The sequence below is a fragment of the Pseudoxanthomonas sp. 22568 genome (assembly GCF_052044485.1).
Taxonomy (GTDB): Bacteria; Pseudomonadota; Gammaproteobacteria; order Xanthomonadales; family Xanthomonadaceae; genus Pseudoxanthomonas_A; species Pseudoxanthomonas_A beigongshangi.
This window is the reverse complement of record NZ_JBQENC010000002.1, coordinates 356596-369303: the sequence shown is the minus strand read 5'-3', so window position 1 is coordinate 369303 and position 12708 is coordinate 356596. Positions and strand designations below refer to the sequence as shown.

Sequence of the window (12708 nt, the reverse complement as noted above, 5' to 3'; positions counted from 1 at the left end):
CCCGTCGTCCGCACGCACCGGCGGCTCAGGCGATCTCGGTGCGATGCCAGGCGCGCTCCTCGGCGCTCAACCACAGCAGGCGCTTGTGCGGATGCAGCGCCGTGGGCGCCGGCAGCAGCGTCGGCGGCTGGCTCCGCCACAGCAACCGCCCACCCAGCATCAGGCTGCACACGGTGGCGAACGGCTTGAAGCCCATCGTCCGGTGCGCACGCAGCGACGGACGATTGATGTAGCTGACATCGGACAGGTACTCCAGCGGCGCGGATTCCACCGTGCTGCCGATCGCCATCATCGCCAGCAGCAAGCGGCGGCCGCGACGGCGCGGCACGACGTAGGCATCGCGCAGCCAGACCTGGGTCCTGTCCAGCGGGAACAGCCAGCCCATCTCGTCGAAGTAACGCGGCACCCCGTGCAGCGCCCAGAACCAGGCGATCACTTCATCGCCCTCCTCGATCGCGAAACAGCGGAAACCGCGCTCGAAGCGCCGGCGCAGGCGCGCCGGGTCGCCGGTGCGGCCCTGCTGCCGGTACACCTTCGACAGCCGCGCCTCGTCGCCCAGCCTCAGCTCGACGAACCGCTGCTCCGGTGCCAGCGGATTGTCGCCCGCGCTGCCGGCCTCGCGTCGCAACAGCACGATGGCATTGAAATCGAACATCCCCTTTCTTCCCCTTCGGCTTCCCTGGAAGCCATGATTCCGCATGCGCGGGGCGATCGCCCCGCACCACCCCGTTCTTCAACCGCGCAACCAGCGTCCCAGCAACGGCAGCCGTCCCAGGCCCGCCGACTGCAGCAGGTTCCCCAGCAACCCGCCGCCAAAAACGCCCAGCGCCACCGGATAGGCCAGCACGCCGGTGGCCACTTCCAGCAGCAGCTGCGCGGAGGCCGGCACCTGGCCGGCGATCAGCGTGCGCACGCCCCACACCGCCAGCGCCATCGCCACGCAAGCCAGCGCCACCCGTGACAGCGGCGGCCACAGGCGTCCCAGCCGCACGCCATCGCGATGGCAGGCCTGGACGGTCAGCAACCACTGCACCAGCATCGCCACCCCGACCGCGAAAGCCGCCGCCATCACTCCCCAACGCGCCAGCACGGCAAACGCGGCCAACAGCACGGCCATCGTCGCGACCTCGATCCACATGAGGATCGCGTTGCGGCCGAGCGAGGTCAGGAACGAGGACAGGATGTAGCTGCCCGGTCCCAGCAGGAGCATGAAGGCCAGCACGCCCAGCAGCGGCGCGACCAGCGCCCAGGTCGGCGGCAGCAACGCGGCGACCAGGGTCGGGGCGACCATCGCCAGGCCCGCCGCCATCGGGCACAGCAGCACCGCCGCCACCACCAGCGCGTTGACGATCAGCGGTGCGCGCGCCGCCGGTTCCGCGCGCACGATCGCCGGCACCATCACCGTGCCGATATGGCCGCCGACGTAGACCGCAGGCAATTGCGCCAGGTTGAAGGCCATGCCATAGGCGCCGGCGTCATGCGCGCCGACCAGCCGCAGCATCAGCGGCTTGTCCCAGTAGCGCCCGCCCTCGGCAAGGGTGATTTCGCCGGTGATCGGCGCGCCGAACCGGATGATGTCGCGCACCCGCGCCCAGCGCAGGCGGGCCGGCGCCAGCCAGCTGCGCCAGCCGGTGCCGGTGATGGTGATCCCCGCGATCACGCAGGACTGGGCGATGAAACCCAGGATCATCGCGCGACCGCCGAGATCGGTCGTGCTCACCAGGGTCACCGCGACGGTGGCGTAGGCCACGTCACCCAGCGCGGTGGCCATGGCGATGCGCCCGAACCGCAGTTCGCGCGCCAGCAGCTTGTCGGGGATCGCGCCCAGCCGGCGGATGCCGATGCCCAGCAGGGCACCGGGCAGGTAGGCCGCCAGGTTCGGCGCCTGCAACCAATCGGCCAGCCACGGCGTGGCCCACCAGGTCGCCGCGATCACCAGCGAACCGGCCAGCAGGTAGAACACGCTGGCGGTGAAGATCGCCTCGCGCCCCTCGCCGCCGCGCACCATCACGTACTGGCCGCAGCCCCAGGCACCGATCCAGTTGCCGGTCAGCGCGATGATGGTGGCGACCGTCACCTCGGCGACGATGTCCGGACTCAGGTGGCGGGCGATCAGCAGCGTGCCCAGCAACCCGACGGCACGGCCGGCGAGGCCGGCGCCAATGCTCCACGCGGCGGCGGAAACGATCTTGTGCCTGTCCTTCAAACCCCGTCCCCACCCCGCCCCGCGTGGGCGCCATCGTACGTGCTCACGCGGTCTCCAGGCGCATGCCGCGCCGCTTCCACTCCGAGCGGATCCAGCGCATCGCCGGCCTCTCCACCCCATGGCTCAGCAGCACGGCCAGGGCGAACGCCACCCCCACCGCCGCGCCGCAGGCGGCCAGGCTCGGCACGCCCAACTGCTCCAGCCGGTAGATCACCGCGAAACCGATCGCCTGGTGGATCAGGTACAGCGAATAGGACAGCGTTCCCAGCCAGGCGAAGAAGCGCACATTGAGGAAGCGCAGCCAGCCAAGGGTGAAGGCGATGAAGATCGCGCAGCAGACCGTGCCCACCAGCAGGAACACCGGCCGCTCGCCGACCGCGATCGCCAGCAGGCACAGCCCGATCATGGTCGCGTTCAATCGCCATTCCTCCGGATTCTGGCGGATCCGGTAGAACAGGATGCCCATCGCGAAGAACGGGATGAAGCGCAGGATCAGCAGTTCGCGCAGCACGTAGGAAAAGTGCCAGCCATTCTTCTCGCACAGCCCTTCGATGGCGGCCAGCACCAGCCAGCCGGCGATGATCCAGTGGATCCGCTTCAGCAGCCCCAGCATGTACCAGAGCAGCATCTGCGCGTAGAAGAAGAGCTCGATCTGCAAGGTCCAGTACGAACCGTCCAGGTGCTCGCCGCCCAGGAACTCCTGGCACATCGTCAGGTTCAGCGCCCAGTCGTGCAGCGACAACTGCTGCAACGGCAGGCCGATCGAATAGACCACCAGGCTGGTCAGGGCCAGCGCCGCCCAGTAGGCGGGAAACAGCCGGGAAAATCGGGAGACCACGAAATCCATCGCGGTCCGGGTCCGTTCCAGGGTCATGAAGATGACGAAGCCGCTGATCAGGAAGAACAGTTGCACCCCGTACTTGCCGGCCAGCAGGTCCAGCGGCATGCCCCCCGCATGGCCTATCTGCTCCGTGTACCGCGTTGTGTAGTGGTAAGCCATCACGGCCACGGCGGCGATGCCCCGCAGGGCATCCAGCTCCACCACGCGCACGGAAGGCGAATTTTCGCGGACCACTTCAACTCCCGGAACCGGTTCACTGCATGGTCGATATAACGCTAGCGAGTCCCGCAACAGGCCAGTTCCCGGCATCCGGCCGAGGCGGGGCGACATGCGGCTGCTGATCGTCACTTCGCAGTTCCCGATTGCCGGCGAGCCCAACCGCGGCCGCCCGATCTACCAGACCGTGCGCGAGCTTTCGCGGCTGGCGCAGGTGCGCGTGCTCAGCCCGGTCGCCACCTATCCGCGCTGGGCGCAGCCGCGCAGCTACCTCTACCGGGCCTCGGACGAGCACCACAGCGTGCCGGGCTGCGACGTCGAATACGTGCGCTACCCCGCCCTGCCGGCGGTCAGCCGCCCGTTCAACGGCCGGCTGTGCGCGCGCGCCATCGCCGCGCCCTTGCGCGCCTTCGCGCCGGACCTGGTGCTGTCCTACTGGCTCTATCCGGATGCTTACGGGGCGATGCTGGCCGCGCGCCAGGCCGAAGTGCCGCTGGTGGTGGGCGCGCGCGGCTCGGACCTGCGCGTGCGCGACGCCATCAGCCGCCGGCTGACCCGCCCGGTGCTGCATGCCGCCCGCCGCCTGCTGGTGGTCAGCGAGGATCTGGGCCGGGTCGCCGAACGCGACTACGGTGCCCATCCGGACCGCATCCGCGCCATCCCCAACGGCTGCGATGCGTCCATCTTCCATCCGGCCGACCGCGCCGAGGCCAGGCGGGCGCTGGATCTGCCCGCGGACGCCGAAGTGGTCACCTACGTGGGCCGGCTGGTGCCCGAGAAGGGACTACGCGAACTGCTCGCCGCCGCCGGCGCGCTGCGCGCCAGCCGGCCGCGCCTGCAACTGGTGCTGGTGGGCGAAGGCCCGATGCACGCGGAACTGGCGGCGCTGGCCGCGGCCGGCGAGCTGCCGGTGCGTTTCGCCGGCACGCGCCCGCCGGGGGAAGTCGCGCGCTGGATGTGCGCCTCCGATCTGGTCACCCTGCCCAGCTATTCCGAAGGCCATCCCAACGTGCTGGTCGAGGCGCTGGCCTGCGGCCGGCCGGTGGTGGCCACCCCGGTCGGCGGCATTCCCGAGGTGGTCGACGCGGCCAGCGGCGTGCTGGTGCCGGCGCGCGATCCGGCCGCGTTGGCCGAGGGCCTGCGCGAAGCGCTGGAGCGCGACTGGGACGAGGCCGCCCTGGCGCGCCGCTTCTCGCGCGACTGGCGCCAGGTCGCCCAGGACACCCTGCTGGCCTGCGAGGAAGTGCTGGCCGAAGCCCGGGGCGAGCGTGCGCTGTACGCCGCCGGTTCCACCTGATTCCGCCGCGAAGGAGACCCGACCATGTGCGGAATCGCAGGTTTCAGCGGCGCTGACGTGACCCCGGACGGCGCCCGCCCGGCGCTGGAAAGGATGATCCATCCATTGGCCCATCGCGGCCCGGACGGCTTCGGCTTCCACGCCGAGCCCGGCGCGGCGCTGGCGCATGCGCGGCTGTCGATCATCGACCTGGCCACCGGCGATCAACCGATCCACAACGAGCGCCGCACGGCGTGGACGGTGTTCAACGGCGAGATCTTCAACTACGTGGAACTGCGCCGGGATCTGGAAGCCCGCGGCCACCGTTTCTACACCCATTCCGACACCGAAGTGATCGTGCACCTGTACGACCGCTACGGCGACGATTTCGTCCAGCACCTCAACGGCCAGTTCGCGATCGCCCTGTGGGACGGCGAACGCCGGCGGCTGGTGCTGGCGCGGGATCGCGCCGGCATCCGTCCGCTGTACCACGCCCATCGCCATGGCCGCGTGTGGTTCGCCTCGGAGGTGAAGTCGCTGCTGGCAGTGCTGCCCGAATGCGCGCAGCTCAATCCGCGCGCGCTGATGCAGACCCTGACCTACTGGGCGCCGGTGGATCCGGACACCCTGTACGAAGGCGTGCAGAGCCTGCCGCCGGGCTGCCTGCTGAGCATCGAGGCCGATGGCAGCCAGCACCTGCGTCCCTACTGGAACTGGACGTTCCCGGACGCCGCCGAAACCGCGCCATCGCGCTACCCGCTGTCGGTGGAACAGGCCACCGCCGAACTGCGCACGCTGCTGGTCGACGCGGTGCGCCTGCAACTGCGCGCCGACGTCCCGGTCGGCGCCTACCTGAGCGGCGGCCTGGATTCCTCCGGCATCGTCGCGCTGATCAAGGGGTTCACCGACACGCCCGTCCGCACTTTCTCGGTCGCCTTCGAGGACGGCGAGTTCGACGAGAGCGAACACCAGCAGGCGATGGTCCGCCACCTCGGCACCGATCACACCACCCTGCGCTGCACCCGCCGCGATATCGGCGAAGCGTTCCCGCGCCTGATCCGCCACACCGAGACGCCGGTGCTGCGCACCGCGCCGGTGCCGTTGATGCTGCTGGCCGGCAGCGTGCGCGAACACGGCTACAAGGTGGTGCTGACCGGCGAAGGCGCCGACGAGGTGTTCGGCGGCTACGACCTGTTCAAGGAGGCCAAGGTGCGCCGGTTCTGGGCGCGGCAACCGGATTCGCGCCTGCGCCCGCGCCTGCTGGAACGCCTGTACGGCTACCTGCGCAACTCGCCGGTCAGCCACCCGGGTTTCGCCCAGTCGTTCTTCGGCCAGGGCATGGAGCACCTGCACCGGCCGGTGTTCGCGCACGTGCCGCGCTGGACCACCTCGCAGCGCGCGCTGGGATTCCTCTCGCCGGATCTGCGCGCGGCCTCCACCAGTTGGGATCCGCTCGACGCCTACGAGCAGACCCTGCCACCGGAGATCATGGCGTGGAGTCCGCTGGCGCGCGATCAGTACGTGGAGGCCAAGTCGCTGCTGGCCGGCTACCTGCTGTCCTCGCAGGGCGACCGGGTGGCGATGGCCAATTCCATCGAAGGCCGCGTCCCCTATCTGGATCACCGGGTCATCGAGTTCGCCAACCGGCTGCCGCCGAGCTTCAAGATCCGCGGCATGACCGAAAAGTACCTGTTGCGCCGCGCGCTGGCGGATCTGCTGCCGGCCGACATCGTGCAACGTACCAAGCAGCCTTACCGCGCGCCGGACAGCCAGAGTTTCTTCTTCGACGGAAAGCCGCTGGACTACGTCGCCGAACTGCTCGCGCCGGCCTCCATCCGCGACGCCGGCTACTTCGAACCGCAGGCGGTGTCGCGGCTGGTGGAGAAATGCCGGCAGGGCCGCGCCACCGGTTTCGCCGACAACCAGGCGTTCGTCGGCATCCTCTCGACCATGCTGGTGCACCGCCAGCTCAACGAAACGCGCACCGCCTCCCACGCCCATCGCGCCACCGACGCGCCGCTGGCCGTCCCGGCGGGCTGAGCGCACCCACCCGATCACGGAGCCGACATGCACTGGCGAGTCAAAGGAATGGTCCAGAAAGTGCTGGGATACCTGCCCGGCGGCCATACCCTGCATTTCCACCTGCAACGCCAGTTCGGCGGCCTGCAGGACTTCGAGCGCGAACTGTCGGTGAAGATCGACGACTGGGCGATCATGGCAGGCCACCTGCGCGATGCCGGCGCGCCGTTCGCCGGCATGCGCGGTTTCGAGATCGGCACCGGCTGGTACCCGACCTTCCCGTTCGCCTGCTACCTGGCCGGCGCGGCGCGCATCACCACCTACGATCTGAACACCCACCTGCGCCGCGACCTGACCGAGCGGTGCGTGGCCACGCTGGAGAAATTCCTGCCGCGCATCGCCGAAGCCGGCGGCGCGGATCCGCATGCGGTGCGCGAGCGTTACCTGCGCCTGCGCAACCGCCTGCTGGCCGGCGATTCGCTGGAAGCGGCCACCGACGGCGTGATCCAGTACCGCGCGCCCGCCGATGCCACCCGCACCACGCTGGCCGATGGCGAGGTCGACGTGGTCTTCTCCAACAGTGTGCTGGAACACGTGCCGCCGGAAGTGATCGGCGCGATGTACCGCGAATCGATGCGGATCCTGGCGCCGGGCGGCATCATGTTCCATTCGGTCAACTGCGGCGATCACTACGCCTACGTGGATCGCGAGATTCACCAATTGCACTACCTGCGCTATTCCGATCGCCAGTGGCAACGCTGGAACAACGCCTTCCTGTACCAGAACCGGCTGCGCGCGCACCGCTTCGTCGATGACGCCCGCGACTGCGGCTTCGCCATCGTGCTGGACACTTCGAACGCGCGCCCGGAGCGCCTGCGGCAACTGGCGGCCACACCGGTGCACCCGCAGTTCGCCGGCATTCCGCCGGAACAGCTTTGCATCACCAGCGTGGACTTCATCGCGCGCAAGCCCGCCATGGCGGTGGCGCCGGTGGTGGCCGCCGCGATCTAGCCGCCCGGCGCACCCGCGGCGCCCGCCGGCGGCGCGATCCGCAACAGCTTGCCGTCCGGCGCGTCCACCAGCACGTACAGCGCGCCGTCTGGTCCCTGGCGCACATCGCGGATGCGCTGGCCGCGTTCGCCCAGCAGGCGCTCCTCGTGCACCACCTTGTCGCCGTCCAGTTCCAGCCGGATCAATTCCTTGGCCGCCAGCGCGCCCAGGAACAGGTTGCCCCGCCACTGCGGGAACAGCCCGCCGGTATAGAACGCCATGCCGCTGACCGCCGGCGATTTCTCCCAGACGTAATGCGGATCCTCCATGCCCGGCACGCTGCGCCCGCGTGCGCCTTCCACCGGCTTGCCGCTGTAGTCGATGCCATGGGTGGCCAGCGGCCAGCCGTAGTTGGCGCCCGGTCGCGGCAGGTTGATCTCGTCGCCGCCCTGCGGGCCATGCTCGCTGATCCACAGTGCGCGGGTGACCGGGTGCAGCGCCGCGCCCTGCATGTTGCGGTGGCCGTAGGACCAGATTTCCGGGCGGGCGTCGGCCTTGCCCACGAACGGGTTGTCGTCCGGGATGCGCCCGTCCGGCCAGATCCGCACCACTTTGCCCTGCAGCTTGTCCAGTTCCTGCGCGGCGGCGGCGGCCACCCGGTTGTCGCCCTGGGTGACGAACAGGTGGCCGGCGTCGTCGAACACCAGCCGCGCGCCGACGTGGGTGCCATGCGAGAGCTTGGGTTCCTGCCGGTACACCACCTCCACGTCCTTGAGCTGGTCGCCCTCCAGCCTTCCGCGCGCCACCGCGGTGCCGGCCTTGTTGCCGCGGAAGGTGGGCTCGGCGAATGCCAGATAGACCCAGGGCTCGCGCGCGAACTGCGGCGACAGCGCCACGTCCAGCAGCCCGGCCTGGCCATCGACGAAGATGTCGGGCAATCCGCCGATGGGCGCGGACACCTCGCCGTCCGCCGCGATGCGGCGCAGCCGGCCCGGGCGTTCCGTAATCAGGATGCCGCCATCCGGCAGGAAGGCCAGCGCCCAGGGGTGTTCCAGCCCGGTGACCAGTTCGGTCACGGTGTAAGCGCCCTTCTCCGAAACGTAGGGGACGGGGGTCGCCCCGCGGACCACGTGGGGCTGCACGGAAGGCGCCGGCGCATCCTGGCGGCAGGCCGCCAATCCCAGCAGCAGAACCAGTGGCAGACGGCGCATCGCGAGCTTCCCCGGCGTGAAGACCGCCGCGATGGTAACACCGCCACCAACCACGCCAACGCCACCGTACGGACTGGCCGGATGCCCACCGGGCTTGCGTTTTCAATGACAGCAAGCGAAACCGCCACAGGGGACCCCCATGCAGCAGAAACAACAGATCAAGCAGTTCATCCTGGAGAACTTCCTGTTCTCGGATGACCCCACCGCCATCGGGGACCAGGATTCGCTGATTCGCGGCGGCATCATCGACTCGACCGGCATCCACGAGCTGATCTTCTTCCTGGAGGATCAGTTCAAGCTGCAGATCGTGCCGGAGGAAATGACCCCGGCCAACTTCGACACCATCGACACGGTGGACGAGTTCGTTACCCGCAAGCGGGCCGGCTGATCCATCGCCGATGGAAACCCTCTGCTCCCGGGTCGAACGCGTGGCGCGCGATGCGCCCGCGCGCACGGCCCTCGTCGACGGCGATCGCCACGCCGACTACGCCGGCTTCTGGCGGCAGGCGCGCCGGTTCGCCGCGCGCCTGCGCGAGACCGGCCTGCGCGACGGCGATCGGGTGGCGATCATCCTGCCCAACCGCATCGAGGCCGCGGTCGCCTGCTACGGCACCTGGCTGGCCGGCGGCATCGCGGTGCCGCTGAACGCGCAGGCGCGCCTGCGCGACTTCCTGCCCTGGCTGCAGCACTGCGGCGCACGCCACGTGGTGCATGAAGCCGCGCATCGCGATGTCGTCGAGGCGATCGCGCAGTTGCCCGCGCCACCGGCTTGCACCGCGCCGGAAGACGGACAAGCGCTGGTGGACGGGAACGCTGGCGAACCGCCGCCCACCACATTGCTGCCGGAAGCCTCGGATCCGGCGCTGCTCCTGTATACCTCCGGCACCACCGGTGCGCCCAAGGGCGTGATGCTCACCCACGCCAACCTGCTGGCCAACGCACAGGCCATCGTGGATTACCTGCGCCTGGATGCTTCCGATCGCGTGCTCAGCGTGCTGCCGTTCTACTACGCCTATGGCGCATCGGTGCTGCACACCCATCTCATCAGCGGCGCCTGCGTGGTGCTCGGCCCCGGCCTGATGTTCCCGCACCTGGTGCTCGACGCCATCGAGCAGGCCGAAGCGACCGGCTTCTCCGGCGTGCCGTCCACTTTCGCCCTGCTGCTGGAGCCGCTGGCCGCGCGTGCGCGTCCGCTGTCCAGCCTGCGCTATCTCACCCAGGCCGGTGGCGCGATGTCGCCGGCGTTGACCCGCCGGGTACGCGAACTGCTGCCGACGCCGCGGTTGTACGTGATGTACGGGCAGACCGAGGCGACCTCGCGGATCAGCTGGCTGCCACCGGAACGGCTGGACGACAAGCTCGGTTCGGTCGGCATCCCGGTGACCGGCGTGCAATGGCGGATCCGCCGCGAGGACGGCGTCGCCGCGGCGCCCGGCGAGGATGGCGAAGTCTGCGTGCGCGGCCCGAACGTGATGGCCGGCTACTGGAACAATCCCGAGGCGACCGCGCAGGTGCTGCGCGACGGCTGGCTGCACACCGGTGACCTCGGCCACCTGGATGCGGACGGCTTCCTGTACCTGCAGGGCCGCCGCAGCGACATGATCAAGACCGGCGCCCACCGCGTGCACCCCACCGACGTGGAAGAGGTCATCGCCGAGTTGCCCGTCGTCCGCGAGGTCGCGGTGGTGGGCGTGGACGACGAAGTGATGGGGCAGGTCATCCGTGCCTTCGTCGTCGCCGCCGGCGAACTGCCGCCCCGCGCCGAGGACCGCATCAAGGCGCACTGCCGCGCGCGCCTGGCCCCGTACAAGATTCCCCGACAAGTCACCTTCGTCGACACCCTGCCCCGGACCGCCTCGGGCAAGGTGCGACGCTTCCAACTGATGGAGCAGACCGCAACGCCATGAGCAGCCTCGACCGCCACGTCCTCGACATCGACTACGAACAGGAAGCCGATCGCATCGCCGCGCGCCTGCGTGAAATCACCGCGCGGCAACTGCACCGGCGCGGCCTGGTGGTCGCCATTTCCGGCGGCATCGACAGCTCGGTCAGCGCCGCGCTGGCCGTGCGCGCGCTGGGCCCGGACCGCGTGTTCACCCTGATCCTGCCGGAACGCGACTCCTCCGACGACAGTGCGGTGCGCGCCCGCCTGCTGGCCGAACACCTCGGCGTGCGCACCGAGACCGTCGACATCGCGCCGGCACTGGAAGCCATAGGCTGCTACCGCGCGCGTGACCAGGCGGTGCGCAACACCCTGCCCGAGTACGGCGAGGGCTGGAAGTTCAAGATCGTCATCGACGGCGGCACCGAAGGTCGCATCAACCGCTTCCGCCTGATCGCCGAATCGCCGGATGGCCAACGCCATGAACGCGAACTGGCGCTGGCCGATTACCTGGCCATCGTCGCCGCGACCAATTTCAAGCAGCGCATTCGCAAGACGCTGGAATATTTCCACGCCGATCGCCTCAACTACGGCGTGGTCGGCACGCCCAACCGGGTCGAATACGACCAGGGCTTCTTCGTCAAGAACGGCGACGGCTCCGCCGACGTCAAGCCCATCGCCCACCTGTACAAATCGCAGGTGTACGGCATGGCGCGCCACCTGGGCCTGCCCGAGCGCGTTTGCGCGGCGATTCCCACCACCGACACCTACAGCCTCAGCCAGGGCCAGGACGAGTTCTACTTCGCCCTGCCCTACCAGCAGATGGATCTGGCGTTGTGGGCGCTCAACCACGCCCGTCCCGCCGGCGAACTGGCCACCGCGCTGGACATCACCCCGGCGCAGGCCGAGGCGGTCTACGAGGACATCCGCAACAAGCGCCGCACCACCCGCTACCTGCACATGGCACCGGTGCTGGCCGGCGACGTGCCCGAGCTGGACTGATCCGTGAACCAATCCCCGCCCACGCCGCAGTACCTGGTCCATGCCGGCGATCCGCTGCGCGACCGCGACACCGTGCTGTCGATCTGGTGGGGCAATCTGGGCCGCACCGATCGGATCGCCGCCAAGTACGACTGGTTCTACCTGGGTTGCCCGCACGGTGCGCCGTTGCTGCAACTGCTGCAGGAAACCCGGACCGGCCAATGGGTGGGCACCGCCTGCGCCGGCCGCCGCCGGATGCGCCATCGTGGCCGCGATCTGGACGCCGGCGTGCTGGTCGATCTGGCGGTGCTGCCCGAGCACCGTTCGCTCGGCCCGGCGCTGATGCTGCAGCAGGGGCTGATCGACGCCGGCCGGGAGCAGGTGGACGTCCTGTACGGATTCCCCAATCCGAAGGCGGCGGCGGTGTTCAAGCGCATGGGCTACCAGCAGGCGACCCATCTGGTGCGCTATGCGCGGGTGATCCGCCACGCGCGCTACCTGCGCGCGCGGATGCCGGAATGGCTGGCACCCGCCGCGGGCTGGCTGCTCGATACGGGGGTGGCCTTGCGCGACGGCTGGCGCCGCTGGCATGGCCCGCGCCTGCGCACCGAATGGGGCAACCGCGCCGATCCGCGCATGGATGCCCTGTGGGCCGCCGCGTCGCAGGGCGATGGCGTGCTCGCGGTGCGCGACAGCGTGCACGCCAAGTGGCGCTTCGACGACTCGCCGCTGGCGACCACCCGCTACCTCTGGATCACTTCGCCCGGCAGCCACGCACTGAAGGCATGGTTCGCGGTGCAGGTGGAGGACGCCACCCTGCACGTGCGCGACTTCTGGTCCGACAACGGCGCGCACGGACTCACCGTGCACTACGTGCAGGCCCTGATCGCCGCCGCGCGCGCAGCGGGCCATGGCTCGGTATCGGTGGAGATCACCGGGCCGGAAGGCCAGTTGCAGGGATGGCGCGAGGCCGGCTTCAGCGAACGCAGCCAACGCCCGGTGTTCGTGCGCTGGAACCTCGCCAACGCCACCGAACCGGTCTGGTTCCTGACCTCGGCGGATGAGGACGAATGAGGCGCGCGGCCT

General features: G+C 69.7%; 11 protein-coding genes. 7 read left to right on the top strand and 4 right to left on the bottom strand.

Translation table 11 applies throughout. The features are described 5' to 3' along the window. Positions 1–25: 25 nt before the first annotated feature. From ACTJI2_RS04060 to ACTJI2_RS04050, 3 genes are all read right to left on the bottom strand, one after another. A complete protein-coding gene (locus ACTJI2_RS04060) occupies positions 26–655 on the bottom strand; it encodes a hypothetical protein (protein ID WP_183642571.1) in 630 nt (209 codons plus the stop codon). Between the two features lie 78 nt (positions 656–733). Then, complete coding sequence (locus ACTJI2_RS04055) at positions 734–2206, bottom strand: oligosaccharide flippase family protein (protein WP_318288797.1); 1473 nt, start codon at positions 2204–2206, stop codon at positions 734–736. Positions 2207–2249: 43 nt separating this feature from the next. Further along, the gene (locus ACTJI2_RS04050; protein ID WP_192197583.1) at positions 2250–3281 is read right to left on the bottom strand and encodes an acyltransferase family protein; all 1032 of its coding nucleotides are present in this window, start codon (positions 3279–3281) and stop codon (positions 2250–2252) included. A 94-nt stretch (positions 3282–3375) separates the two neighbouring features. On the opposite strand from ACTJI2_RS04050, the gene ACTJI2_RS04045 reads away from it, so the two are divergent. From ACTJI2_RS04045 to ACTJI2_RS04035, 3 genes are read left to right on the top strand one after another with little or no spacing between them, the layout of a single operon-like run. Continuing rightward, positions 3376–4560, top strand: coding sequence for a glycosyltransferase (locus ACTJI2_RS04045; protein ID WP_318288796.1), 1185 nt, complete (start codon positions 3376–3378; stop codon positions 4558–4560). Positions 4561–4584: 24 nt separating this feature from the next. Continuing rightward, complete coding sequence (asnB, locus tag ACTJI2_RS04040) at positions 4585–6579, top strand: asparagine synthase (glutamine-hydrolyzing) (protein ID WP_440841195.1); 1995 nt, start codon at positions 4585–4587, stop codon at positions 6577–6579. A gap of 48 nt (positions 6580–6627) precedes the next feature. Next, a complete protein-coding gene (locus ACTJI2_RS04035) occupies positions 6628–7569 on the top strand; it encodes a methyltransferase domain-containing protein (RefSeq protein ID WP_440841194.1) in 942 nt (313 codons plus the stop codon). Here ACTJI2_RS04035 and ACTJI2_RS04030 read toward each other — a convergent pair. Further along, complete coding sequence (locus ACTJI2_RS04030; RefSeq protein WP_440841193.1) at positions 7566–8759, bottom strand: PQQ-dependent sugar dehydrogenase; 1194 nt, start codon at positions 8757–8759, stop codon at positions 7566–7568. The genes ACTJI2_RS04035 and ACTJI2_RS04030 overlap by 4 nt on opposite strands. Before the next feature lie 139 nt (positions 8760–8898). Between ACTJI2_RS04030 and ACTJI2_RS04025 the strand changes: the two genes are divergently transcribed. From ACTJI2_RS04025 to ACTJI2_RS04010, 4 genes are read left to right on the top strand one after another with little or no spacing between them, the layout of a single operon-like run. Beyond that, a complete protein-coding gene (locus ACTJI2_RS04025) occupies positions 8899–9147 on the top strand; it encodes an acyl carrier protein (RefSeq protein WP_183642589.1) in 249 nt (82 codons plus the stop codon). A 10-nt stretch (positions 9148–9157) separates the two neighbouring features. Next, entirely contained in the window at positions 9158–10666 is a 1509-nt protein-coding gene (locus ACTJI2_RS04020; RefSeq protein WP_318288794.1) for a class I adenylate-forming enzyme family protein, read from the top strand. After that, positions 10663–11643 carry an NAD(+) synthase gene (gene nadE / locus ACTJI2_RS04015; RefSeq protein ID WP_318288793.1) on the top strand — a complete coding sequence of 327 codons (981 nt, stop codon included), beginning with the start codon at positions 10663–10665 and terminating at the stop codon, positions 11641–11643. The genes ACTJI2_RS04020 and nadE overlap by 4 nt, the downstream gene beginning before the upstream one ends. Positions 11644–11646: 3 nt before the next feature. Next, positions 11647–12696: a GNAT family N-acetyltransferase gene (locus ACTJI2_RS04010; RefSeq protein ID WP_183642596.1), complete on the top strand. Its 1050-nt coding sequence runs from the start codon at positions 11647–11649 to the stop codon at positions 12694–12696. The last annotated feature ends 12 nt before the right edge of the window (positions 12697–12708 follow it).